This window comes from Streptomyces sp. NPDC002144, from assembly GCF_053593695.1.
In genome coordinates this window covers 130,758-154,313 of sequence record NZ_JBSFDB010000014.1, presented here as the reverse complement: position 1 = coordinate 154,313, position 23,556 = coordinate 130,758, and the positions used below count along the sequence as shown (strand labels likewise).

At 70.4% G+C, this 23,556-nt stretch carries 20 protein-coding genes; 8 read left to right on the top strand and 12 right to left on the bottom strand.

Going from position 1 to position 23,556, the window contains the following annotated elements:
• Window positions 1–3 precede the first annotated feature (3 nt).
• The gene (locus tag ACWCQ1_RS22540; RefSeq protein WP_451027201.1) at window positions 4–630 is read left to right on the top strand and encodes a methyltransferase; all 627 of its coding nucleotides are present in this window, start codon (window positions 4–6) and stop codon (window positions 628–630) included.
• Here ACWCQ1_RS22540 and ACWCQ1_RS22535 read toward each other — a convergent pair.
• The 8 genes from ACWCQ1_RS22535 to ACWCQ1_RS22500 form a co-directional block, all read right to left on the bottom strand.
• The gene (locus ACWCQ1_RS22535) at window positions 627–2,366 is read right to left on the bottom strand and encodes a pyridoxal phosphate-dependent aminotransferase (protein WP_451027200.1); all 1,740 of its coding nucleotides are present in this window, start codon (window positions 2,364–2,366) and stop codon (window positions 627–629) included. The two genes, ACWCQ1_RS22540 and ACWCQ1_RS22535, sit on opposite strands and share 4 nt — an antisense overlap.
• 185 nt (window positions 2,367–2,551) lie before the next feature.
• Window positions 2,552–3,709: an aldose epimerase family protein gene (locus ACWCQ1_RS22530; RefSeq protein ID WP_358593535.1), complete on the bottom strand. Its 1,158-nt coding sequence runs from the start codon at window positions 3,707–3,709 to the stop codon at window positions 2,552–2,554.
• Window positions 3,710–3,765: 56 nt separating this feature from the next.
• On the bottom strand, window positions 3,766–5,010 hold the full coding sequence (gene mmsB / locus ACWCQ1_RS22525; protein ID WP_133041223.1) for a multiple monosaccharide ABC transporter permease: 1,245 nt from the start codon (window positions 5,008–5,010) through the stop codon (window positions 3,766–3,768).
• Window positions 5,007–6,560, bottom strand: a complete 1,554-nt coding sequence (gene mmsA, locus ACWCQ1_RS22520) for a multiple monosaccharide ABC transporter ATP-binding protein (RefSeq protein ID WP_133041224.1) — start codon at window positions 6,558–6,560, stop codon at window positions 5,007–5,009. The genes mmsB and mmsA overlap by 4 nt, the downstream gene beginning before the upstream one ends.
• A 32-nt stretch (window positions 6,561–6,592) precedes the next feature.
• Window positions 6,593–7,702, bottom strand: a complete 1,110-nt coding sequence (gene chvE / locus ACWCQ1_RS22515) for a multiple monosaccharide ABC transporter substrate-binding protein (protein ID WP_133041225.1) — start codon at window positions 7,700–7,702, stop codon at window positions 6,593–6,595.
• Window positions 7,703–7,841: 139 nt separating this feature from the next.
• Window positions 7,842–8,813 carry a hypothetical protein gene (locus ACWCQ1_RS22510; protein ID WP_358593536.1) on the bottom strand — a complete coding sequence of 324 codons (972 nt, stop codon included), beginning with the start codon at window positions 8,811–8,813 and terminating at the stop codon, window positions 7,842–7,844.
• A gap of 109 nt (window positions 8,814–8,922) precedes the next feature.
• Window positions 8,923–9,927 carry a zinc-dependent alcohol dehydrogenase gene (locus ACWCQ1_RS22505; RefSeq protein ID WP_133041227.1) on the bottom strand — a complete coding sequence of 335 codons (1,005 nt, stop codon included), beginning with the start codon at window positions 9,925–9,927 and terminating at the stop codon, window positions 8,923–8,925.
• Window positions 9,924–11,081 (bottom strand): mandelate racemase/muconate lactonizing enzyme family protein, encoded by a 1,158-nt coding sequence (locus tag ACWCQ1_RS22500; RefSeq protein WP_133041228.1) that lies wholly within the window; start codon window positions 11,079–11,081, stop codon window positions 9,924–9,926. Before ACWCQ1_RS22500 ends, ACWCQ1_RS22505 begins: the two co-directional genes overlap by 4 nt.
• Before the next feature lie 258 nt (window positions 11,082–11,339).
• On the opposite strand from ACWCQ1_RS22500, the gene ACWCQ1_RS22495 reads away from it, so the two are divergent.
• Window positions 11,340–12,158 carry an SCO2400 family protein gene (locus tag ACWCQ1_RS22495; RefSeq protein WP_451027199.1) on the top strand — a complete coding sequence of 273 codons (819 nt, stop codon included), beginning with the start codon at window positions 11,340–11,342 and terminating at the stop codon, window positions 12,156–12,158.
• 55 nt (window positions 12,159–12,213) lie between these two features.
• Here the strand turns inward: ACWCQ1_RS22495 and ACWCQ1_RS22490 are convergent, their stop codons facing one another.
• Window positions 12,214–12,651, bottom strand: a complete 438-nt coding sequence (locus ACWCQ1_RS22490; RefSeq protein ID WP_133041230.1) for a MarR family winged helix-turn-helix transcriptional regulator — start codon at window positions 12,649–12,651, stop codon at window positions 12,214–12,216.
• A gap of 111 nt (window positions 12,652–12,762) precedes the next feature.
• On the opposite strand from ACWCQ1_RS22490, the gene ACWCQ1_RS22485 reads away from it, so the two are divergent.
• Window positions 12,763–13,761, top strand: coding sequence for an NADP-dependent oxidoreductase (locus ACWCQ1_RS22485; RefSeq protein ID WP_358593538.1), 999 nt, complete (start codon window positions 12,763–12,765; stop codon window positions 13,759–13,761).
• A gap of 226 nt (window positions 13,762–13,987) precedes the next feature.
• On the opposite strand, the gene ACWCQ1_RS22480 is transcribed toward ACWCQ1_RS22485, so the two are convergent.
• Window positions 13,988–15,139, bottom strand: coding sequence for a serine hydrolase domain-containing protein (locus ACWCQ1_RS22480; RefSeq protein ID WP_358593539.1), 1,152 nt, complete (start codon window positions 15,137–15,139; stop codon window positions 13,988–13,990).
• A 198-nt stretch (window positions 15,140–15,337) separates the two neighbouring features.
• Here ACWCQ1_RS22480 and ACWCQ1_RS22475 point away from each other — a divergent pair, with 198 nt between their 5' ends.
• Window positions 15,338–16,201: a hypothetical protein gene (locus tag ACWCQ1_RS22475; RefSeq protein WP_451027198.1), complete on the top strand. Its 864-nt coding sequence runs from the start codon at window positions 15,338–15,340 to the stop codon at window positions 16,199–16,201.
• 10 nt (window positions 16,202–16,211) lie between these two features.
• Window positions 16,212–17,012, top strand: coding sequence for an EI24 domain-containing protein (locus ACWCQ1_RS22470; RefSeq protein ID WP_133041234.1), 801 nt, complete (start codon window positions 16,212–16,214; stop codon window positions 17,010–17,012).
• A gap of 23 nt (window positions 17,013–17,035) precedes the next feature.
• On the opposite strand, the gene ACWCQ1_RS22465 is transcribed toward ACWCQ1_RS22470, so the two are convergent.
• Window positions 17,036–18,289, bottom strand: a complete 1,254-nt coding sequence (locus ACWCQ1_RS22465; RefSeq protein ID WP_451027197.1) for a pyroglutamyl-peptidase I family protein — start codon at window positions 18,287–18,289, stop codon at window positions 17,036–17,038.
• A 238-nt stretch (window positions 18,290–18,527) separates the two neighbouring features.
• Here ACWCQ1_RS22465 and ACWCQ1_RS22460 point away from each other — a divergent pair, with 238 nt between their 5' ends.
• Together ACWCQ1_RS22460 and ACWCQ1_RS22455 are read left to right on the top strand one after the other, a co-directional pair.
• Window positions 18,528–18,866 (top strand): YrdB family protein, encoded by a 339-nt coding sequence (locus ACWCQ1_RS22460; protein WP_356763525.1) that lies wholly within the window; start codon window positions 18,528–18,530, stop codon window positions 18,864–18,866.
• A gap of 240 nt (window positions 18,867–19,106) precedes the next feature.
• Window positions 19,107–20,345 carry an RNA-guided endonuclease InsQ/TnpB family protein gene (locus ACWCQ1_RS22455; RefSeq protein ID WP_451027236.1) on the top strand — a complete coding sequence of 413 codons (1,239 nt, stop codon included), beginning with the start codon at window positions 19,107–19,109 and terminating at the stop codon, window positions 20,343–20,345.
• On the opposite strand, the gene ACWCQ1_RS22450 is transcribed toward ACWCQ1_RS22455, so the two are convergent.
• A complete protein-coding gene (locus ACWCQ1_RS22450; RefSeq protein ID WP_451027235.1) occupies window positions 20,342–20,935 on the bottom strand; it encodes a TetR/AcrR family transcriptional regulator in 594 nt (197 codons plus the stop codon). The genes ACWCQ1_RS22455 and ACWCQ1_RS22450 overlap by 4 nt on opposite strands.
• A gap of 106 nt (window positions 20,936–21,041) precedes the next feature.
• On the opposite strand from ACWCQ1_RS22450, the gene ACWCQ1_RS22445 reads away from it, so the two are divergent.
• A complete protein-coding gene (locus ACWCQ1_RS22445; RefSeq protein WP_358593543.1) occupies window positions 21,042–23,489 on the top strand; it encodes a beta-glucosidase family protein in 2,448 nt (815 codons plus the stop codon).
• Window positions 23,490–23,556 lie beyond the last annotated feature (67 nt).

The following is a 23,556-nucleotide window of genomic DNA, read 5'->3' as shown; positions in this document are numbered from 1 at the left end:
CCTATGCGTTCCGGGCACCTGAGCGTGCTCTTCCACCGGGCGATGGCCGCGAGTGCCGAGATGTTCACGCCGGTGCCCTCGCTCGTGGACTTCTCCGGGGTGCGGCGTGTGGTCGACGTCGGCGGCGGCAACGGCGCGCTGCTCGCCCGGGTGCTGCGGGCCCACGACCACCTGGAGGGCGTCCTTCTGGAACGGCCGGAGGCCCTGGAGGCGGCCCGGCTGGAGCAGTTGGGGGCGGGCCTGGACGGCCGGTGCGCCTTCGTCGCAGGGGACTTCACCGAGGCCGTCCCGGACGGCGGCGACGTCTACCTCCTGTCCCGGGTCCTGCACGACTGGGACGACGAGCGGTGCGCCACGATCCTGCGGCGGTGCGCGGAGGCGATGCGTCCCGGCATCCCTTCACCGGCGGTGGCCTGGGACGTCCACATGCTGTGCAACGTGGGCGGCAGAGAGCGCACCGAGTCCCACTACCGCCGGTTGCTGGAGGAGACGGGCTTCGACCTCACGGCACGCCATGAGCTGCCACTGGGGGCCTCGCTGCTGAACGCCGTGCGCTCGGGCGCCCCACAAGGGGCGCGGGGAACTGCGCGACAAGCCCCAACGAACCCGCGGCCGCCCGTGCGCGCCTAGGCCCCCGCCGCGTTGGGCCAGCTCTGCGCGTTCGGCCACCCGGTGGCCGGTGCCGGCGCGAGGCCCGGCGCGGTCATCCCGCGAACCTGGGCCGCCGTGAGTCCGCCACGCGCCGGAACGCCCGGCGGCGTCAGCCCGGAGGGCATCGCGGCGGCGGGAGCCATCGGCGCGGGCGCCGGTACCGGGGTCGGCAGGGGTGCAGGGGCCGGTATGGGCGCCGGGGCGGGCATGGGTGCCGGAGCCTGCATGGGCATCGGCGCCGGCACCGGAGCGGGCTGCGGAACCGGCATCTGGGCGACCGACGGCATCTGGGCGACCGACGGCATCTGAGCGGCGGGCGTCTGAGTGGCGGCAGGCATCTGCGCCGCCGCCGGCATGGGCATTCCGCCCCCGACACTCCCGCCCTGCACGGGCGCCGCCGCCGCGACCGCCGGCATCGGCATCCCGGCCCCGCCGACCGAACCCCCGCCGAGCGAACCCCCACCCCCCGAACCGCCGGCGGCCATCGCCGCGAGTCCCTGCATGCCCGCCCCGTTGGTCGCGCTGACGAGGCGGTCCACGGCCGCCGTACCCGAGCTGTAGCTGGTCCCTGCGCTCAGCTCGGGTACGGCAGCTCCCCTCCTGGTCCCGTAGAGCACCTGTTCCAGGCCGGACACCAGGCGACGCACGTCCACCTGGGGGCGCACCACGAGTCTCAGGAAGCGGCTGGACGAACCGATCTTGTTGCCGCATTCACGGACCAGGATCCGGTGCTCGGTGAGCATCCGGTCCCGGACCACGGTCCCCTCGGCGCCGACGGGCAGGCGCACGAAGAGGAAGTTGCCCTGGGAGGGGTAGACGGTCAGGCCGGGGAGCGAGGACAGCTGGCCGGCCATGTCCAGACGGTCCCGGCGGATCTGCTGGAGGCTCTGCGCGTACTCCGCGCCGTGCTCCTTGAGCATGAACACCACGTGCTCGGCGAAGGCGTTGAGGTTCCACTTCGGCAGCATGGAGCGGACCCGCCCGGCCAGCGCCGGGTTGGCGACGAGGTAGCCGAAGCGTATGCCGTGCAGACCGAAGTTCTTGCCGAGGCTGCGCAGGACGATCACATTGGGCCTGAGCATGGCCTCCTGGACGACCGACGGCTCGGTCTCCGCGTCCGCGAACTCCAGGAACGACTCGTCGACGACGATCAGGTCGAGGTCGGCCATTGCGTCCATGAACTGCACCAGCCGCTGCTTCTGCAGAAAGCCGCCGTCGGGGTTGTTCGGGTTGCAGATCACCGCGACCCGGGTGCCGCGCTTGCGGATGAACTCGGCGTACTGGGCGAGGTCCAGGGCGAAGCCGTTGGATTCCTGCAGCGGGAACATGTCGACCCGCTTGCCGGTCTCCATGGGCTGGTCGGTCCAGCGGCCGAAGGTGGGGACGGGGATGGCGAGGGACTCACGGACCAGCAGGTGGTCGATCCAGGTGATCAGCTCGGTCGAGCCGTTGCCCATGGCCACGCACTGCGGCGGAAGTTGCAGCAGCTCGCACAGTTCGGACGTGATGGTGTCGGCGCTGCTCGGGTAGTAGGTGACGATCTCGCGCAGCCGCGCCGCCATCTCCTCGAACATCGCCGGGGTGGGGAAGTACGGATTGCAGGGAATGCAGAAGTCCACCGGGCCGGTCCCGTCGCCGCCCTCACGCGTCAGCGCCGCCATCGACGGGCTGTGTGCCGCGTTGCTGCGGAACAGCGAGGTGACGTTGTCGGCCATGGAACCTCCGTATGGGGCGGGCCCGGTGGGGACGACCGGGCCCGTCGTGTCAGGTGGCCCGCGCGGGGGAGCGCGGGCCACCCATGGATACGGAGTCGCCAGAGGCGCCGTTCAACGGATGTGAAACTAGTGTGACTTCGGGAACCGGACCTTCCTGTTCTGCGTCCCCGGCCCGGTGCCCTCCGTCACACGCCGAACGAGTGGACCGTCGACGTCCGGTATGTCTGCCCCGGGCGCAGCACCGTCGACGGGAAGTTCGGGTGGTTCGGCGAGTCCGGGAAGTGCTGCGTCTCCAGGCACAGGGCATCGCCCTGGCGGTAGGTGTGGCCGCCGGTGCCGGTGAGGGTGCCGTCGAGGAAGTTGCCGGAGTAGAACTGCAGGCCCGGCTGGTCGGTGGCGATCCTCAGGGTGCGGCCGGAGCGCGGGTCGCGCAGCGTCGCCACGTGCTCGGGCCTGGACGTGATCCCCTTGTCCAGGACCCAGTTGTGGTCGAAGCCCTTGGCCTGCACCTGCTGGACGTGGCCGGCGCGGATGTCGCGGCCGATCGTCTTGGTCTTGCGGAAGTCGAACGGGGTGCCGGCGACCTTCGCCAGCTCGCCGGTCGGGATCAGGCCGGAGTCGGTGGGCGTGTAGCGGGAGGCCGCGATCGTGAGCTCGTGGTTCTCGATCGTGCCGCTGCCCTCGCCGGCCAGGTTCCAGTAGACGTGGCTGGTCAGGTTGACGACGGTGGCCTTGTCGGTGGTGGCCTCGTAGTCGATGCGCCAGTCGCCGTGCCGGGTGAGGGTGTACGTCACCTTCGCCCGGAGCGTGCCCGGGTAGCCCATCTCGCCGTCGATGCTGGTGTAGTGCAGGTGGAGGCCGACGTCGGAGCCCTTGGTGAACGGCTCGACGTCCCAGATGTGCTTGTCGAAGCCCTGGGTGCCGCCGTGCAGGTGGTTGACGCCGTCGTTCACGGACAGCTGGTAGCTCTTGCCGTCCAGGGTGAACTTGCCCTTGTCGATGCGGTTGCCGTACCGGCCGATCAGGGCACCGAAGTACGGCGTCTTCGCGACGTAGTCCTCGATGTTGTCGAAGCCGAGGGAGACGTTGGCGTGGTGACCGTGCCGGTCCGGGATCTCCAGCCCCTGGACCACACCGCCCCAGTTGAGGACCCGCAGCCGCGTCCCGCCGTTCTCCAGCGACCAGAGGTAGACCTTCGTGCCGTCGGCGAGCTTGCCGAAGAGCTCCTTCACCGGCTTCTTCCTGCCTCCCGGGGCTGCCTCGGCCGTACCCGCTCCGAGGGTGGTGGCGGCGAGGCCCGCCGCCGCGGCTCCTGCGATGACCGTGCGTCTGTTCAGTTCCATGTGCGGCTCCCTTGAAAGGGTGGAGCCCCGCCGCTTCGGGCGGGGCCCGAACTGACTTACGAACCGGACTTGCGCTTGTTCCAGACGTCGAAGCCGACCGCGGCCAGCAGGGCGAGGCCCTTGATGACCTGTTGCCAGTCGGTGCCGACGCCGAGGAGGTTCATGCCGTTGTTCAGCACACCGAGGACGAGACCACCGATGATCGCACCGAGGACGGTTCCCACACCGCCGCTCATGGAGGCGCCACCGATGAACGACGAGGCGATCGCCTCGAGTTCGAAGTTCAGGCCCGCCTTCGGCGAGGCCGCGTTCAGACGGGAGGCGACCACCAGACCCGCCAGGGCCGCGAGCACGCCCATGTTCAGGAAGACGTAGAAGGTGACCTTCTTGTCCTTGACGCCGGACAGCTTCGCGGCCGGCAGGTTGCCGCCGATCGCGTAGATGTGCCGGCCGAAGACCGCGTTGCGCATGACGTAGCCGTAGCCGACCACCAGCACACCGAGCACGATCAGGATGATCGGGGCGCCGTTGTAGCTGGCGAGCAGCATGGTCAGGGCGAGGATCGCGGCGACGATGGCGACCAGCTTGAGCAGGAAGAGGTTCCTGGGCACCACCTCGAGGGAGAACTCCGCCTGCCGGCGCCGGTCACGGACCTCCTGCCACACCACGGCCACGATCAGCACCAGGCCGAGCAGCAGCGTGATGTTGTGGTAGTTGGTGTTCGGGCCGACCGCCGGCAGGAAGCCGTTGCCGAGCTTCTGCAGACCGTTCGGGAACGGGCCGAGGGTCTGGCCCTTGAGCAGGATCTCCGTCAGACCGCGGAAGAGCAGCATGCCGGCGAGTGTGACGATGAAGGACGGTATGCCGAAGTAGGCGATCAGCACGCCCTGTACGGCACCGGCCACCGCGCCCATCAGCAGGCACAGCACCAACGCGACCGGCCACGCCACCCCGTGACTGACCGTCAGCACGGCGGCGAACGCGCCCACGAACGCGGTCAGTGAGCCGACCGAGAGGTCGATGTGCCCGGCGATGATGACCAGCATCATGCCGATCGCCAGGATCAGGATGTAGCTGTTCTGCAGCACCAGGTTGGAGACGTTGCGCGGCAGCAGCAGGTCGCCGCCGGTCCAGACCTGGAAGAGGACGACGATCAGGCCCAGCGCGATCAGCATGCCGTACTGGCGCATGTTGCGGCGCAGCCCGCCCAGCACCAGCTGCACCAGGCCCGTGCCGTCGCCCGAGCCGCCCTTGCCCGGCGGCGGGGCCGCCGAGACCTTGTCGGTGACGTCCGTGCTCATCGCGATACCTCTTTGTCCTTTGTCATGTGGCGCATCAGCACTTCCTGCGTGGCCTCGGCCCGCGGAACCTCACCCGTCAGCCGCCCGGCGGCCATCGTGTAGATGCGGTCGCACATGCCGAGCAGCTCGGGCAGTTCGGAGGAGATGAAGACGACCGCCTTGCCCTGGGCGGCCAGCTGGTCGATGACCGTGTAGATCTCGTACTTGGCGCCCACGTCGATACCGCGCGTGGGCTCGTCCAGGATCAGCACGTCCGGACCCGCGAAGATCCACTTGCTGAGGACGACCTTCTGCTGGTTGCCGCCGGACAGCTTGCCCACCGGCTCGAAGACGGTCGGCGCCTTGATGTTCATGGACTTGCGGAAGCCCTCGGCGACCTGCCGCTCCTCGTGCTCGTCGACCACGCCCCGCTTGGCGACCTTGGTGAGCGCGGTCAGCGAGATGTTGCGGTTGATGGTGTCGATGAGGTTGAGGCCGTAGTGCTTGCGGTCCTCGGTGACGTACGCGATGCCGTTGTCGACCGCCTCCGAGACGGTCTTGGTACGGATCTCCGTGCCGTCCTTGAGGACCGTGCCGCCCGCGTACCGGCCGTAGGTGCGCCCGAACACGCTCATCGCCAGTTCGGTGCGCCCTGCGCCCATCAGGCCCGCGATGCCCACGATCTCCCCGCGGCGCACGTTGATCGAGACGTCGTCGACCACCTTGCGCTGCTGGTCGATGGGGTGGTGCACGGTCCAGTTGCGGATCTCCAGCGCGGGCGCCGCCTTCGGGTCCGCCGCCTCGTGCGGGGTGCGCTCGGGGAAGCGGTGGTCGAGGTCGCGGCCGACCATGCCGGAGATGATCCGGTCCTCGGTGGTCTCCGCCGCCTTCACGTCGAGCGTCTCGATGGACCGCCCGTCGCGCAGGATGGTCACCGAGTCGGCCACCTTGCGGATCTCGTTGAGCTTGTGGGAGATGATGATCGAGGTGATGCCCTGGTTCTTCAACTCCAGGATGAGATTGAGGAGTTTGTCGCTGTCCTCGTCGTTCAGGGCCGCGGTCGGCTCATCCAGGATGAGCAGCTTGACCTTCTTCGACAGCGCCTTCGCGATCTCCACCAGCTGCTGCTTGCCCACGCCGATGTCGGCGACGCGGGTCTCCGGGTGGTCCTCAAGACCGACCCGGCGCAGCAGTTCGGTGGCGTGCCGCAGGGTCTCCCGCCAGTCGATGAACCCGCCCTTGGCGTGCTCGTTGCCGAGGAAGATGTTCTCCGCCAGGGAGAGGTACGGCGACAGCGCCAGCTCCTGGTGGATGATCACGATGCCCCGGTGCTCACTGGCCCGGATGTCCCTGAACTCGCAGACCTCCCCCTCGAAGAGGATCTCGCCCTCGTAGGAGCCGTGCGGATGGACGCCGGAGAGCACCTTCATCAGGGTGGACTTGCCGGCGCCGTTCTCCCCGCAGATGGCGTGGACCTCGCCCTGACGGACGGTCAGCGTGACGTCCGACAGCGCCTTGACGCCGGGAAAGGTCTTGACGATAGAGCGCATTTCCAGGACGGGTCCCGCCATGGTCGTGCCTTCCAATCAGTAGGTGGGCGGGGTTACTTGAGTTCGGCGTCGGTGTAGTAGCCGCCCTTGACGAGGACGTCCTCGTAGTTGGTCTTGTCCACGCTCACCGGCTGCAGCAGCATGGCGGGGACGACCTTGGTGCCGTTGTCGTAGGTCTTGGTGTCGTTGGTCTGGGGCGTCTTCTTGTTGAGGACGTCGTCCACCATGGCCGCGGCCACGTCGGCGAGCTTGCGGGTGTCCTTGTAGACGGTCTGCGTCTGCTGGCCCGCGATGATCGACTTCACCGAGGCGAGCTCGGCGTCCTGGCCGGTGATGACCGGAAGCGGCTTGCTGGCGGAGCCGTAGCCGTCCGACTTCAGGGCGGCGAGGATGCCGATGGAGATGCCGTCGTACGGCGAGAGGACCGCGTCGACCTTGGCGCTGGAGTACGTGGAGGTCAGGATGTCCTCCATGCGCTTCTGGGCGGTGGCGCCGTCCCAGCGCAGGGTGGTGACCTGGTTGAGGGCGGTCTGCTTGGACTTGACCACCAGCTGCTTCTTGTCGATGTACGGCTGCAGCACGCTCATCGCGCCGTTGAAGAAGTACTTGGTGTTGTTGTCGTCGTTGGAGCCCGCGAACAGCTCGATGTTGAACGGGCCCTTCTTGCCCTTGTCCAGCCCGAGCTTCTGAATGATGTACGTGCCCTGCAGCACGCCGACCTTCTCGTTGTCGAACGAGGCGTAGTAGTCGACGTTCTTGGTGCCGAGGATGAGGCGGTCGTAGGCGATGACCGGGATGTTGGCCGACGCGGCCTCCTGAAGCACGTTGTTCAGGGACTTGTTGTCGATGGCCGCGATGATCAGGCCCTTGACGCCCTGCGTGATCAGGTTCTCGATCTGCGAGACCTGGGTGTCGGGGTCGTCCTCGCCGTAGACCAGCTTGGTCTTGTAGCCCTTGGCCTTCAGGTCCTTGACGACGTTGTTGCCGTCGGCGATCCAGCGCTCGGAGGACTTGGTCGGCATCGCGATGCCGATGGTCCCGCCCTTGGTGTCGCCGGCCTGCTCCTTGCTGCCGCCCGAGCTGCTCTGCCCGCAGGCGGACAGCGTGAGGGCGAGCGAGGCGGCGCCGGCTATGGCGGCGAATGCGGCTCTGCGAGTACGCATGATCATCATCCTTGATGTGTGGGTGGGGACGGGACTCGGCCTGGCGATGCGTAGACGCTCCGAGGCGGTGCGGGAGACCGAGAGTCTGTGGGATTCTGTTGGGCTTCGTCTTGTTTTGTGAAGAGGAGTTTCCGGAACGTTATGCGGTGGTTTCGAACCGGTTGAGCGTTCCGGGCAGCCGGGAGCCGAGGGGCGCCATGTCGCCCTCGGCTCCGTGCCGGGCGAGCAGATCCAGGGCGAGCCGCCCCCGTCGCACGCGCTCCCGCGCGGTGGCCAGCGTCAGGTCCCGCAGGTGGTGCCCGTACGGGTAGATGCCGGGGCTCTTGGACAGACCGAACTTCAGGTACAGCGGTGCGCCGCGGCGGATCAGCTCGGCGACCTCGTACATCCGGATGTAGCCGCCGAGGTCGTCGGGGGCCTCGATGTACATGTCCATGGGGGCGGCCGACACCCGCCGGATCTCGGTGAGGTGATCCAGCGTCAGGTCGCTGGGCACGTTGAGGGAGTCGGCGCCGAGCCGCTCGTACACCGCGTACGAGGCGGGGTTGACCGGGCCGATCAGTGCCGAGACCTTCAGCGTCGTGTCCGCCGGGATGATCCCCGCCTCGCGCGCCCGGTGCAGTGTCCACAGCACGCCCTCGTCGGCGACCAGCAGACATTTGACGCCCAACTCCGTTGCCCGCACGGCGTCTTCGACGCATCCGGCGACGGCGTCGTGGCCCCGGGCGCGCAGTCCGGCCCCCCGCGAGTCGGACCGTACCGAGCCGCCGATGTCCCACGTTCCGCGCGGACCGGTGAACAGGCAGAGCTCGATGTCGCGTTCGGCCGTCGCCCCGACCATCTCGGTGATCTCGGCGTCGGTCAGCATCCACACCCCGCTGCCCTGGCTGATCCGGTGGATCGGCACGTCCAGGAGCGAGGACTCCTTGAGCACGACGGCCAGCGCTTCGGGTCCCTCGCACGAGGGGATCTCGGTGCGCCACCTGCCGCCGCCGGGGAAGGTGTGCGGAGAGGCGTCGGCGGGGTCGAGGGCGGGGGCGCCCAGACCGAGGGTGGTGAGCACCTGCTCACCGGGTCGGCGGGCCGCCGAGGCGGAAGCGTCGGTCGTCACAAGCTGTCCTTCGTGTTCGATATTTCGGACGAGGTTCGCGGCTCAGGTCATGGGGGGCTGGTGTACGCCGGTACGGGGGCCGTCAGGTCGCCCCCGTACCGGCGTACGTCTAGGGGCGGAGCAGCACCTTGCCCACCTTCGGATCGCCGGACCCGACCAGCTCGATGGCCTGCGGGAACTCCTCCAGCGGCAGCTCGTGCGTGACCAGGGGCAGGGGATCGAGCAGCCCGGCACCGAACACCCGCACCGTGTGCGCCCAGGCGTCCGGCGGCGCACCGAAGACGGTGTGCACCTCCAGCTGCCGTACGACGAGATCGGTCGGGTCGAGACCCTCGGCGCCCGGCGCCGGGATGCCCGTCAGGACCAGGCGTCCGCCGCGCCTGAGCAGGGAGGCGGCGGTGCGCGCGGCGGACGCGGACCCGGCGGTCTCGATCACCACGTCGAAGTCGTCGGGGAGCTCTTGGTCCTTCGTACGGAAGTCCGTGGCACCGAAAGCTTTCGAAAGCGCCGCCCGGTCGGGGCGCGTCCCCACCACCAGCAGCTCCGCCGGGGAGCCCGCCTTCAGGAACTGAACGGCGAACATCCCGAGGGTGCCCGTGCCCACGACCGCGACCCGCTCACCCGGCAGCGCGTTCGCCTTGAGCGCGGCGGCCGCGATACAGGCGGCCGGCTCCAGGAGCGCGGCGGCCGTCAGATCGGCGTCGTCGGGCAGGACGTGCAGCAACCGGGCCGGCAGGGTGAGCGTGGTGGCCATGGCGCCTGGCTCGGTGAACCCGGTCTCCTCGTAGCCGGCCGTGCACAGCGTGGTCTCGCCCGCATGACAACGATCGCAGACCTGGCAGTTGCGGAAGCCCTCGCCGACGACCTTGCGGCCGACAAGACTCGAAGGCACCCCGGCCCCGACCGCCTCGACCGTCCCGGACCACTCGTGGCCCGGGGTGACCGGGTAGCGGACGTACCCCTCGGGCCGGTTGCCCTGGTACACCTCGCGGTCGCTGCCGCAGATGCCGACCGCGTGGACGCGGACCAGGGCCTCGCCGGCCTCCGGCGGCCGAGGCGTGTGCTCGGTGAGCCGGTGCTCGCCGGGCGCCTCGATGACGACGGCGCTGCTCACTTGGTGCCCTTGGGCTTGCGCTGCTCCCAGCCCTCGGCCCACAGGTCGAAGCGCGCCTGCTGCTGCGGGAACTCGGCGGCGGCGTCCACGTCCAGCTCGACCCCGAGGCCCGGCGCGTCGGAGAGGTGGAAGTAGCCGTCCACGACCTCCGGCGCCCCCTTGATCACCTTCTTGATCTCCGCGTCGGCGAAGTCGTTGAAGTGCTCCAGGATCTTGAAGTTGGGGGAGGTGAAACCGACCTGGAGGGAGGCGGCGGTGAGCACCGAGCCGCCCACGTTGTGCGGAGCGACGAGCACGTAGTGGGTCTCGGCGGTGGCGGCGAGCTTGCGCGTCTCCCAGATGCCGCCGATGTGGCCGACGTCCGGCTGGATGATGTCGACCGCCTGGCTCTCGAAGAGCTCGCGGAACTCGATCCGGTCGTGGATGCGCTCACCGGTGGCGACCGGGATGTCCACCTTGGCGGCGACCTTCTCCAGCGCCTTCAGGTTCTCCGGCGGGCAGGGCTCCTCCAGCCACGCGGGCTTGAAGGGCGCCAGCTCGTTCGCCAGCCGGACGGCGGTGGCGGGTGAGAAGCGGCCGTGCATCTCCAGCATCAGCTCGGCGTCGGGGCCGATCGCATCGCGCACGGCCTCGATCAGGGAGACCGCGTACAGGGTCTGCTCGTGGTCGAGCTCGAAGTGGCCGGTGCCGAAGGGGTCGATCTTCAGCGCCTTGTAGCCGCGCTCCATGACGCCCTGGGCGGCCTTGTGGTAGGCCTCCGGCGTCCGCTCCGTGGTGTACCAGCCGTTGGCGTACGCCTTGACCTTGTCGGTGACCTTGCCGCCCAGCAGCTGCCAGACGGGCACGCCCAGGGCCTTGCCCTTGATGTCCCAGCAGGCCATCTCGATCACCGCGATGCCGGACATCACGATCTCACCCGCGCGGCCGTAGTCGCCGTACTTCATCCGGCGCACGAGGTCTTCCACCGCGAACGGGTCGGAGCCCAGAATGTGGTTGGCCTCGGCCTCATGCAGATAGCCGATCAGCGCGTCGGTGTGACCGAGCATCCGGGTCTCGCCGACTCCCGTGATCCCTTCGTCGGTGTGCACCTGGACGTAGGTCAGGTTGCGCCAGGGCGTCCCGACCACGTGTGTGCTGATTCCGGTGATGCGCACGGAGATTGCCCCTCAGCTGTTCGATATTTCGTCACACGTTCGAAATGCTGGCGTGACAGTAAGGACGGGGTATGGGGAGTGTCAATGGGTCGAACGCATAACAGTTTCGACACCGCTTTCGGTGCGGCTTTCGACGGCGGTTTCGGGGCGATCGGGAAGGATGCCTCAACTCGCCGCGCCGCAACGGGTCGTTCACCACACAACCTTCACAGGCGTGCCTATGAACGTGACCGGTCAGGAACTTAGTCTTCCCGCGTCATGGACTACTGCCACCCGTGCCGACGGCACCTCAACGGCGCCCTCGCCTGCCCGGGCTGCGGCGCGTCCCTCGAAGAGCTCCGCGCGCAGACGGAACACGCGCGCGTGCCCGCGTACGACGGCTACGGCGACGAGGGCCCGTACGGCGACGAGGACGACGGCACCGACGGTGGCGGCGCGGAGGAAGGCGGCACCGAGGACGACCACCGGGAGGCGGCCGCCCCGACCGGGGGCCGCGCGGCGCGGCGTACGCAGAGCCGGGGTCGTGGACGCGGCCGGGCGGGCCGTGGCGGGGACGCGGAGGAGGCCGACGCGGCCTCCGGTTCCACGGGTCCCGGGGGTGCCGCGAGCCGGCGTGACCGCAAGGCCGCGGCGCATCGGCGCCGACGCCGGCGGACGCTGCTGATCGTCACGGCGGTCGTGCTGGCGGCCGGCGGGCTCAGCCTCGCGGAGCTGGGCATGGACGCGCCCTTCTCCACCCCGAAGCCGGCCGCGGCCGGGGGTGACTCGGCGGACGGCGGCGCCTCGAAGGAGGCGGGCGCCACCGCGAAGCCGGCGGCCGACAAGACGGGCACGGGCGCTCCATCCACGGCCGACCCCTCCGCCTCCCCGTCGGCCTCGAAGTCCCTCAAGGACAAGCCCAAGGACGACAAGCCCTCCCAGGGCGCCCAGTCAGCGACGGTCACCACCCGTCCGAGCACCCCCGCCTCGACCGGTCCGGCCGCGACCCCCACCGCCCCGGCCCCGACGACCTCGGCCCCCAGTCCGGACCCGTCCCCGTCGCAGACCTGCACACGGTTCCTGTGGTGGTGCAGCTGAGGCTCGGGCCCGCCCTCGGCCCGTAGCGCGCCCCCGGTCCGGGTCTGCCCTCGGCTCAGGCCGCCAGCATCCGCTGTAGCAAATCCCGCAAAGACAGCCGCTCCTCGTCGGAGAGGCCCGCGAGCGGCTCGCGCGCGAAGCGCAGTCCCTCGCGCAGCTCCCGGGCGACCCGGCGCCCCTCGTCCGTCGCCGCCGCCAGCTTCACCCGGCGGTCCGCCGGGTCCGGGCGGCGTTCCACCAGCCCCCGCGACTCCAGCCGGTCCACGATCCCGGTGACGTTGGACGGCTCGCACTTCAGCTTCTGCGCCAGCTTCCGCATCGGCAGCGGCTCCAGCGACAGCAGGCTCAGCAGCCGCGCCTGGGCGCCGGTGAGCGCGTGCTCGCCCGCCGCGTCCTCGTAGTCCGCGTAGAAACGGGCCACGACGTCGCCGATGAGCTCGACGACCTCCAGGGTCAGCGCGTCGGGCCGACGGGTCTTCGGTGTGGTGGACATGGCTCCAGGGTACCCCGTTACTTGACAACCTGAAATATTCAGCGGCATGGTTGTTTCAGGTACTGAAGTATTTGCCTCTGTAGCAACACGAACGCAAGGAAAGGCCCTGTCATGATCAACCGCGAATGGCACCTGCTCAGCCGTCCCGTCGGCTGGCCGAAGCCCGAGGACTTCGCCCTGGTCGAGACGGAGGCCCCGACGCCGGGCGAGGGCCAGGTCCTCGTCCGCAACGAGTACCTCTCCGTCGACCCGTACATGCGTGGCCGGATGAGCGCCGCGAAGTCCTACGTCGCCCCCTTCGAGCTGGGCAAGGTCATGCAGGGCGGCGCGGTGGGCGAGGTCGTCGCCTCCAACGCCGAGGGCATCGCCGTCGGCGACCACGTGCTGCACTTCTTCGGCTGGCGCGAGTACGCGGTGGTGGACGCGAAGAACGCCGTCAAGGTCGACGCGGACGCCGCGCCCCTGTCGACGTACCTCGGCGTCCTCGGCATGACCGGCCTCACCGCCTACGCCGGTCTGCTGCGCACCGCGTCCTTCAAGGAGGGCGACTCCGTCTTCGTCTCCGGCGCGGCCGGCGCGGTCGGCAGCCAGGTGGGGCAGATCGCCAAGCTGAAGGGCGCCTCGCGGGTCATCGGCTCGGCCGGCTCCGACGAGAAGGTCAAGCTGCTCGTGGAGGAGTACGGCTTCGACGCCGCGTTCAACTACAAGAACGGCCCGGTGAGCGAGCAGCTGCGCGAGGCCGCGCCCGACGGGATCGACGTCTACTTCGACAACGTCGGCGGCGACCACCTGGAGGCCGCGATCGGGCAGCTCAACCAGGGCGGCCGGATCGCCGTGTGCGGGATGATCTCCGTCTACAACAACACCGAGCCCGCGCCGGGCCCGCGCAACCTCGCCCGGCTGATCCAGACCCGCGGCCGCATCGAGGGCTTCCTGGTCGGCGACCACTACGACCTGCAGCCGCAGTTCGTGTCGGAGGTGGCCCCGTGGGTCGCCTCGGGCGAGCTGAAGTACCGGGAGACCGTGGTCGAGGGCATCGAGAACAACCTGGAGGCGTTCCTCGGCGTCCTGCGCGGCGACAACACGGGCAAGATGATCGTCAAGCTCTGAGCAGGCCGAGGGTGCCGACACCGTGACGCCGCCCTGCCTCGACTCGTTGCCTTGAACGAAGGCCGCACCCTTGGACGTGGGGTGCGGCCTCTCTTTTGGCTGCGCGCGCCCCCTACGGCTCTCTCCGCGGCCGGTGGCGTGGGGACAGTGGGGTTGGTGGGCACGTGCCCTTGGTTGTGAGGGGTCGGGGGCGGGACTGTGGACGGGGTTTGGGGCGGCTTTGCCGTCAGGCCGCCAGTGCCGCCGTGTGTACGGCTCTGACCAGGCGTTGGTTTTCCGGGGCCGCTCCGCCGGGGAAGGCGAGGCGGCGGCGGGTGTAGCCGTAGGACAGGCCCGTGCGGGGGTCGGCGAAGGCCTGGGAGCCGCCGGCGCCGCTGTGGCCGAAGGAGCCCGCGCCCAGGAAGGGGTGCCAGGTGTCGGCGGTGGCCTGGAAGCCGAGGCCGTACGACTTGTGGGTGCGGGCCACCAGGTCGTAGCCGATGGAGTGGATCTGGCCCACCTCGGCGATCGTGTCCGGCTTCAGCAGCGGCGGACGGTCGGCGAGTTCGCTGATCGTCGCCGCGTACATCCCGGCCAGCCCCCGCGCGGCGGCCACTCCGCCCGCCGACGCCGGACCTTTGGCGCGCACGGTACGGGAGTTGGCGTAGTCCACCAGCGTCCCCGGGTTCGGCACATGCGTGTTGAAGGCGATCGAGGCCAGCGTGTGCGGGCCGGTCTGGGCCGCGTCCAGCGCCGCCTGCTGCTGCGGAGTCGGCATCATCGGCTGCACGGGCCGGTATCGCGAGTCCAGCGCGGCCGGCAGCCCCAGATGGAAGTCGAGGCCGTACGGCGCCCGGACCCGCTCCTCGTACACCTGCTGGAGCGTGTGGCCGGTGGCCCGCCGCACCACCTCACCGGTCAGCGCGCCGATCACCAGCGCGTGGTAGCCGAACGCCGAACCCGGACGCCAGAACGGCTTCTGGTCGGCGAGCCGCTCTGCGATCGCCCGGTCGTCGGCCATCTCCTCGGCCGTGAAGCCGGTGTCCGTGCCGACCACGCCCGCCCGGTGCGAGATCAGCTCGCGCAGGGTCAGCGCCCCCTTGCCCTCCGCCGCGAACTCCGGCCAGTAGTAGGTCACTTTGCGGTCCAGTTCCAGCGTGCCGTCCTGCACCAGCAGGGCCACCACGAGATGCGCGGCTCCCTTGGTCGACGAGTACACGGCGTAGAGGGAGTCGGCCTCGACACCGTCCCCCGCCCACAGGTCGACCACCCTGCGGCCGTGCACATAGGCGCACAACTGCCCCTCGTAGTCGTCCCGTTCCCCCGCGACGAACGCGGCGAACTCCTCACGCACCGCCTCGAAGCCATCGGCGACGGTGCCGTGGATCTCCTTCGTCATCCGCTCTCCTCACCTGAACCGCTGCACGCCTCTGTGGGAGCTCCCCGAGATCGATACGGCGCGATGTACCTGTACGACTCAACCGCACGCGGCGAGAGTTCGCGTCACCGATGCCCCGGATGGCCCAGCACGCGGCACGCGAAGGGGGCATGCTGAGGGGGCGACCGACCGGTGACGTCCGTGAGGCGAGGAGAGCCCATGGCAACGATCCCTCCGCTCCCCAGCAGGCAGGACGTGCTGCGCATGGCACGCAGCACCACCGACGTCACCGGCCAACTCCTGGAGACGGCCGGGAACATCACCAGGATCGCCCTCAACACCTTCGACCCGCGCGACGGCTCGGGCGCCGAAGCGCTGCGGGTGCTGCGCGAGACCACCGCGGAGCTGGCGGAGGCCAGCGCCTCGCCGCAGGCCCAGGAGGCCTTCTACCGCATCGTCGACACCCTCACCCGCCTCGGCACCAGCGGGGCACCGCTCGCCGTCCACCCGGTCAGCGAACCGGCGCAGGCCCTGCTGACCGCCCTCGGCGACAGCCTGCTGCCCGTGCTGGACGCGCTGGAGCCGGCCGTCGAGGAGTTCGCGAACGCCCTCGGTGACCTTCTCGAGGCTACGTCACCCCTGATCCCCGCGACGGCCGGCGTGGCCGCGGGCGCCCTGCTCGCCGTCACGCCGATCCTGCGTGCCGCCGCCGACGTCCTGCGCGACTCCTCCCCGGAACTGCGCCGCATCGCCGACGCCCTGACCGCCGCCCTGGCCCCCCTGATGCCCCTCCAGGTCGCCCTCGCCGAACGCGCGGCGGCCACCGGAGCGGGCGTCGTCCGCGCCACCCTTCCGCCGCTGGCCGATCTCACGGAGGCGGCCGCGGCGACGACGAAGGCCGCCGGGCCGGTCCTGGTCACCGGCGAGGAACTGTTCGTCTCGGCCCTGGAACAGGTCCAGCCCCTGCTCCTCGCGGCGGCCACCCGGGCGGGGCGGCTGGCACGGGCGGTGGCGACACGGGTGTCGGCGGCCGTGTCGCCCGCGGCCGAGAGGGGGATCGTCGTGGCGGTGCCGACAACGTAAAGTCTTCCCCATGCGCGATCTTGGGGCGGGCTTCACCTATCTCCTGAAGGGACAACGCTGGGTGGCCGGGCACGGGAGACAGTACGGCTTCGGCCTGCTCCCGGGTCTGATAACCCTCGTCCTGTACGTGGCCGCCCTCATCTCCCTCGCCCTGTGGGGCCAGGACTTCGTCGGCTGGTCGACGCCCTTCGCGGACCACTGGTCCAGCCCCTGGCGGGGCGCCTTCCGCGGCCTGCTCACCGCCGTGCTGTTCGCCCTCGGCCTGCTGCTGGCCGTCGTCACCTTCACCGCCGTCACCCTGCTGATCGGCCAGCCCTTCTACGAGAACCTCTCCGAGAAGGTCGACCGGGACGTGTCCCCCGACGGCACGGCCCCGGAGTCCGGTCTGCCGCTCTGGCGCGAGCTGTGGATCTCGGCCCGGGACAGTCTGCGGATCGTCGTCCGTGCCGTGCTGTGGGGCGTCCTGCTGTTCGCCCTCGGTTTCATCCCCTTCGTCGGACAGACGGTCGTCCCGGTGATCGGCTTCTTCGTCACCGGTTTCTTCCTCACCGAGGAGCTCACCGCCGTCGCCCTCCAGCGCCGCGGCGTCGAACTCCGCGCCCGCCTCGCCCTCCTGCGCTCCCGCAGAACCCTCGTCTGGGGCTTCGGCACCCCGCTGGCCGTCGCCTTCGTGGTGCCGTTCGTGGCGGTGTTCCTGATGCCGGGCGCGGTCGCGGGCGCGACCCTGATGGCGCGGGAACTGCTGGGCGAGGAGAGCGGGGAGGGCGAGCCGGGGGAGGGCGACTCCGAGGACGAGCCGGCTATTTCCTGAAGCCGGTCACCCTCTGAAGCCGCTCACTTCCTGAAGGCCGCGTCGGCCGCCACGGTGAGGATCGCCCGCACCTGCGCCACGATGTCCAGCCGGTTGCGCACGAACTCCGGATCGGTCACCGTCCCGGTCGCCGGATCCGTGTTGCCCGCCCCGAACTGCAGCACCGGCGTGTGCACATGCCCGCCCGGCAGGGTGTCGTGCAGCCCCAGCCGGTCCCGCAGCAGGGTGGCCCGGTAGGCGATCTCGTTGGAGAGGTAGTTCCCGCCGCCACCGGCTCGCGCCGTCGATCCCGGGGTGGGCCCGTCCGGCCGGACGACCGCCGTCGTCCCCCCGGCCGGGATCTCGGTCACCTCGGTGTGGTCGTACACCGGGAACCGTCCGGTGTCCGCCGCCACGATCTCCCGGTACGGCAGCGTGGTCGTCGTCCACTGCGGCTGCGAGGCGGGGTCGGTCACCGGGACGGTCTCGGTGCGCGAGACGTTGTCGTTGTCCGGGAAGCCGCCCCGCCAGGCCCCGTTGGTCCGCTCCACGTCGAACCGCCCGACCCGCCCCTGGCTCACCGTGGTGAACAGGTCGACCTTCGGCAGATACCGCCGCAGCGTCCGCTCCACCGTCCCCTGCGCGAAGTCCTGCCAGCGCACCGGGAAGACGACCGTCTCGATACGCGCCGGACCCTTCGCGGTCCGGATCACCGTGCCGTCGAGGGCGAGCGCGGTGGCGCCGGAGGGATTGGAGATCCGGATGTCCCGGTCGAGGGTGAACGGGTCGAAGCCGGTGACGAGGATCCGCCTGAGCCCCTTGCCGTGCGGATAGCGCACGTCGGTCTGTCCGCGAGAGGTCCGCTCCACCTGCTCGATCAGCGCGTTCCGTTGCGCGTCGCTCAGCGCGAACCCCGGCTCCCAGGTCCGCAGTTCCCGGCTCAGCCCCAGCCTGGCCCAGTACAGCGGCCGGTCGTCGTCCCGGCTCAGGTCCCCGCCGGCCGGCCCGCGCCCCTGCACCCGGTCCACGGCCCGCCGCCACAGCGCCGATCCCTCGCGTACGACGATCCGCCGCGCCTGGGCGTAGGAGTGCGCCGAGCCCAGTTCGCGGGCCAACTCCGGTGCCACGTCGTCGAACCCGGACCGCCGGAGTATCTCCTGCGGCACCGCCTTGTCGAGGCGCTGTTCCTCGACGGTGGGGGAGGGAGCGGTCGCGGCGGCACTCGCCGTCACCGGGGAGGCCACCGAGGCCATCATGGCCAGTCCGAGAATGCCTATCCGAACGCGTAGGGAACCCAAGGGAGTTCAGTCCTTCCGTCGCCGTCGTGGGGGAGCGTGGTGCGGACGCTCGCAGTATCCCGTGACGGAAGTGGTCTACGCCATGGGGTGGGGCTCAGGAGGACGACAGCGACAGCGCCAACAGACCCTAGATAAAAGCCAGTTGCGCCAGGGGCGGCTGGTGCGGCTCGTCCGTCCAGGTCGCCGCGGAGATCGAAATCGTGGCGGCCGTGCGCGCCGGCAGGTGATACTGCCGCGCATGAGGACCGTGAAGGCCGTGAATCTGGGTGTGCTGTTCCTGATCGAGCTCGGTGCCCTCGCGGCCGTCGGGTACTGGGGCTTCACCCGTGACGTGGCGGCCCCGCTCACCTGGGCGCTGGGTCTCGGCGGCCCGGCCGTGCTCGTCGTCCTGTGGGCTCTGTTCGGCTCGCAGAAGGCGTCGTACAAGACGCGCGGCGCGGTCCGTGTCGGCTTCGAGGCGGTCTGGTTCGGGGCGGGTGTGGCCGCGCTGTTCGCCGCCGGGGCGGCGGCCTGGGCGGTCGCCTTCGCCGCGGTCGTCGCGGTGAGCAAGGCGCTCGCCGTCATCTGGCGGCAGTAGTGCCGGAGTTCAGCCTGTTCTTGCGAGGAACTCCCGGGCTTCAGCCCTGGGAGGGATCGCATCCTTGTGGTCGCGGCGCGGAGTGCCGCGGTATCGCCGGTGCATGCCGGGCCGCGAAGCGGTCGGGTGTCGTGTCCGGCGGAGCCGGTGTTGTGTCCCTGTGGTGGTGGGTTCACTCGCTCGGGTGATGCATGGTGAACGCACGGTGGGCGACCGCGCACACAGGTAGTTTTCGTGATCGTGAAGCTGGTGGTGCAGGTCAGGCTGTTGCCGACGCCGGAGCAGGCGGCGGCACTTGAGGCGACCCTGCGCGCCTGCAACGAGGCGGCCGGCTGGGCCAGCACAATCGCGTTCGAGAAGGATGTGAAGCGGAACTTCGCGCTGCGTGAGCACACCTACGGCGAGATCAAGGCCCGCTGGGGACTGGGCGCGCAGGCCGCCCAGCACGTGGTGAAAAAGACGTGCGATGCGTACGCCACGCTCAAGGCCAACCTCAAGGCCGGGAACCTCGGCACGCGCGGCTCGAAGCGCTACCGCCGGGCCACCGGGAAGCCGATCGCCTTTCGTCCGCACGGGGCGCAGCCGTACGACGACCGGATGCTGTCCTGGCAGGTTCCCGAGCGGCGGATCTCGATCTGGACGACTGCCGGGCGCCTCAAGGACGTCGCGTTCACCGCTTCACCGCAGCAGCTGGCCACCGTGGCCCTGTACCGCAAGGGCGAATCGGACCTGCTGTACCGGGACGGCAGGTGGTTTCTGAACGCCACCTGCGAGGTGCCCGAAGCCCCGCCGAACACCGAACCGCAGGACTTCCTCGGCATCGACCTGGGCATCGTCAACATCGCCACCACTTCCGACGGCGAGATCATGGCCGGACGCGAGCTCAACCGCATCCGCGCCCGGGAACGGACGCTGCGTGGCAAGCTGCAGAAGAAGCACACCCCGTCCGCCAAGCGCCGCCTGAAGAAACGGCGGCGCAAGGAGGCACGGTGGGCCAAGGACATCAACCACAAAATCGCGAAACATGTGGTGGCCGAGGCAGAACGCACCGGTCGCGGGATCGCCCTGGAGAACCTGACAGGCATCCGTGAACGGGTACGGCTTCGCAAGCCCCAACGGGCCACACACGCCAGCTGGGCCTTCGCCCAGCTGGGCAGCTTCATCGCGTACAAGGCCCGCAAAGCGGGGGTGCCGGTGGTGCACGTCGACCCGGCGTACACCTCGCGCACCTGCGCCGAGTGCGGGCACGTGGACAAGGCGAACCGGGTATCCCAGGCCTGGTTCGCGTGCCGGTCCTGCGGATTCGTTGATCACGCGGACCGGAACAGCTCCCGCAACATCCGCGCCAGAGCGTGGGAGTTGTGGCGACGCGGGGCGCAGTCAACCGCCCCAGGCCCACCCCCGAAACCGAGGCGTGGGACAGGACGCAAACGCAGCGCCACAGCCAGTGGCGCCCGTTGTGCAAACCCGGGACATTAGTCCCGGGTCGTTGACACCTCCTCGCCGAGCAGCGCCAGGAAGTCGCGGAACGCGGCCGGCATGTCCACCGAGTCCGGGTCCAGGAGCCACTGGTACTGGAGGCCGTCCATCACCGCGACCAGGAGCGGGGCCGTGCGCTCCGGCGTCAGGCCGTTCGGGAGGCGGTCGCCGTACGCGGTGCGCAGGACCGCCGCCATGCTCTCGCGCACCTGCCGGTAGCGCTCGGTGAAGTACGCCCGCGCCGGATGCCCCTCCGTCACGCTCTCGCCCAGCAGCGCCGAGAAGGTCTGGATGATGCCGGGCCGCATCGCGTTGTACTCGACCAGCGAGGCCAGCAGGTCCACCCGCCACTGCGTCGCCGGTACGGCGTCCCACTGGTCGCGCTCCTTCAGCACGGCGACCAGCAGCGCCTCCTTCGTCGGGAAGTAGTGCAGCAGCCCCTGCTGGGTGAGCCCCACCCGCTCGGCCACCGCGGCCAGGCTCGCGCCCCGGTACCCGCGCTCGGCGATCACCTCCAGCGCCGCCCGCACGATCTCCGCGCGCCGTTCCTCGCTCCTGACCCTGGCGTTCATGGCGTCACCGTACGGCATTGCCGTGGGGTTCATATTACGGCACCATAACGAAACCTACCGCGTTACAGGTAACGGGTGCACGATGGCCCACAGGACGACGACCTGACCCGATGAGGAGACCCCGATGGCGGGAACCGCAGACACCTCTCCGGCCGACCGGGCGCGCGAGGCCGCCGTCGAGGCGGCGCTGGGCAAGCTGGACCTGGACGCGAAGGCCCGCCTGCTGTCCGGGCAGGACGTGTGGTCGCTGCCTGCGCTGCCGGAGATCGGGCTGAAGTCTCTCGTCATGTCCGACGGCCCGATCGGCGTGCGAGGCGTGCGCTGGAGTGCCGACGACCCCTCCATCGCCCTGCCCTCCCCGACCGCCCTCGCCGCCACCTGGGACCCGGCTCTCGCGCGCCGCGCCGGCACGCTGCTCGCCCAGGAGGCCCGGCGCAAGGGCGTGCACGTGCTGCTCGCGCCGACCGTCAACCTCCACCGGTCCCCGCTCGGCGGACGGCACTTCGAGGCCTACAGCGAGGACCCGTACCTGACCGGACGCATCGGCGCCGGCTATGTCAGCGGCGTCCAGTCCGGCGGCGTGGGCACCACCGTCAAGCACTTCGTCGCCAACGACGCCGAGACCGACCGCTTCACCGTCAACAACCTGGTGAGCGAGCGGGCGCTGCGTGAGCTGTACCTGGCGCCCTTCGAGATCATCGTCGCCGAGGCCCGCCCCTGGGGCGTCATGACCGCCTACAACACGGTCAACGGCACGACGATGACCGAGCACGCCCGTCTGGTGAACGGCGTGCTGCGCGGCGAGTGGGGCTTCGACGGCTACAACGTCTCCGACTGGATGGCCGCCCGCTCGACGGCCGCCGCCATCAAGGGCGGTCTGGACGTGGCCATGCCCGGCCCGCAGACCGTCTACGGCCCCGCGCTCGCCCAGGCCGTGCGGGACGGCGAGGTCGAGGAGGCCACGGTCGACGCGGCCGTCCGCAACGTCCTGCGGCTCGCCGCACGCGTCGGCGCCCTGGAGTCCGCCGAGCCCGCCGTGACCGAACCGCCCGCGACCGTGGACGGCGAGGCGCTGGCCCGCGAGATCGCCCGCCGCTCCTTCGTCCTGGTCCGCAACGAGAACGACGCCCTCCCGCTCCGGCCCGGCACCGTCGCCCTCATCGGCGCCGCCGCCCGCGACGCCCGTGTCCTGGGCGGCGGTTCGGCCACCGTCTTCCCGGACCGGATCGTCTCCCCGCTCGACGGCCTCACCGCCGCCCTCCCCGAGGGCAGCCTCAGCTACGCCGTCGGCGCCGACCCGAACACCGAACTGGCCGTCGCCGACCGGGGCTTCGAGCTGCGTGCGGTGTGCCGGGACGCGGCCGGCGAGGTCATCGGCACCCGCGGCACCCCCAGCGGCCAGATCCAGTGGATGGGCACCGACCTCCCCGAGGGCGTCACCCACGACAACCTCCACACCGTGGAGCTGACCGGCACCTTCACCCCCCGCGACTCGGGGACGCACACCTTCGGGATCAAGGGCACCGGCCCCTTCACCCTCACCGTCGCCGGCACCACGTACTACGACGACGTCCAGCGCCCCGCCGACGACAGCGACCCCTTCGAGGCGTTCTTCGGCGCGCCCGTGCCCCGCGCCGAGGTCGAACTGACCGCGGGCGAACCGGTCGAGGTCTCCCTCCACCACGTGATCGCGCTCCCCGAGGGGACCCCCTTCAAGGTCGTCGCCTTCGCGCTCGCCCACCAGGAGCCGCGGCGCGACCCGGACGAGCTGATCGCCGAGGCCGTCGAGGCCGCGCGCGCCGCCGACACGGCCGTGGTGGTGGTCGCCACCACCGACCGTGTGGAGTCGGAGGGCTTCGACCGCAAGGACCTCGCGCTGCCCGGCCGCCAGGACGACCTGGTCCGCGCCGTCGCCGCCGCCAACCCCAACACCGTCGTCGTCGTCAACTCCGGCTCCCCGGTCGAACTGCCCTGGCGCGAGGAGGCCGCCGCCGTACTGCTGAGCTGGTTCCCGGGCCAGGAGGGCGGCGCGGCCCTCGCGGACGTCCTCACCGGCGCCCACGAGCCCGGCGGCCGGCTGCCCACCACCTGGGGCTCCCTGGCCGACGCCCCGGTCACCCAGGTGGTCCCCGAGAACGGCGAACTGCCGTACACCGAGGACGTGTTCATCGGCTACCGCGCCTGGGAGAAGGAGGGCCGCACCCCCTCGTACCCCTTCGGCCACGGTCTCGGCTACACCGAGTGGAGCTATGAGTCGGTGCAGGTCGAGGGCGACAGCGCGGTGCGGGTCCGGGTCAGGAACACCGGCGGGCGCGCGGGACGGGAGGTCGTACAGGTCTACCTGGCCCCGGCCGAACCCGGCCCCGAGCGCCCGGCCCGGTGTCTGGCCGGCTTCGCGGGCGTCGAGGCCGGACCCGGCGAGAGCGCCGAGGCGGTCGTCACGCTGCCCCGCCGCGCCTTCGAGGTGTGGGACGAGGCGAGCGGCTCGTGGTCCTTTGTGAAGGGTTCGTACGAGATCCAGGTCAGCCGCTCGATCACGGACCGCCGCCTCACCGCGACGATTAACGTCTGAGCCGGGACAAGTCTCCCCACGGACAGCCCCGGCCCGGGACCTGACACCTGGGCCGGGGCTCACCCGT

Coding starts and splice junctions, on each gene's coding strand:
- ACWCQ1_RS22450 (WP_451027235.1), bottom strand. CDS start 20,935: ATGCCGTACGGTGACGCCATGAACGCCAGGGTCAGGAGCGAGGAACGG.
- ACWCQ1_RS22535 (WP_451027200.1), bottom strand. CDS start 2,366: ATGGCCGACAACGTCACCTCGCTGTTCCGCAGCAACGCGGCACACAGC.
- ACWCQ1_RS22485 (WP_358593538.1), top strand. CDS start 12,763: ATGATCAACCGCGAATGGCACCTGCTCAGCCGTCCCGTCGGCTGGCCG.
- mmsB (WP_133041223.1), bottom strand. CDS start 5,010: ATGAGCACGGACGTCACCGACAAGGTCTCGGCGGCCCCGCCGCCGGGC.
- ACWCQ1_RS22480 (WP_358593539.1), bottom strand. CDS start 15,139: ATGACGAAGGAGATCCACGGCACCGTCGCCGATGGCTTCGAGGCGGTG.
- ACWCQ1_RS22540 (WP_451027201.1), top strand. CDS start 4: ATGCGTTCCGGGCACCTGAGCGTGCTCTTCCACCGGGCGATGGCCGCG.
- mmsA (WP_133041224.1), bottom strand. CDS start 6,560: ATGGCGGGACCCGTCCTGGAAATGCGCTCTATCGTCAAGACCTTTCCC.
- ACWCQ1_RS22495 (WP_451027199.1), top strand. CDS start 11,340: ATGGACTACTGCCACCCGTGCCGACGGCACCTCAACGGCGCCCTCGCC.
- ACWCQ1_RS22475 (WP_451027198.1), top strand. CDS start 15,338: ATGGCAACGATCCCTCCGCTCCCCAGCAGGCAGGACGTGCTGCGCATG.
- ACWCQ1_RS22470 (WP_133041234.1), top strand. CDS start 16,212: ATGCGCGATCTTGGGGCGGGCTTCACCTATCTCCTGAAGGGACAACGC.
- chvE (WP_133041225.1), bottom strand. CDS start 7,702: ATGCGTACTCGCAGAGCCGCATTCGCCGCCATAGCCGGCGCCGCCTCG.
- ACWCQ1_RS22460 (WP_356763525.1), top strand. CDS start 18,528: ATGAGGACCGTGAAGGCCGTGAATCTGGGTGTGCTGTTCCTGATCGAG.
- ACWCQ1_RS22530 (WP_358593535.1), bottom strand. CDS start 3,709: ATGGAACTGAACAGACGCACGGTCATCGCAGGAGCCGCGGCGGCGGGC.
- ACWCQ1_RS22445 (WP_358593543.1), top strand. CDS start 21,042: ATGGCGGGAACCGCAGACACCTCTCCGGCCGACCGGGCGCGCGAGGCC.
- ACWCQ1_RS22490 (WP_133041230.1), bottom strand. CDS start 12,651: ATGTCCACCACACCGAAGACCCGTCGGCCCGACGCGCTGACCCTGGAG.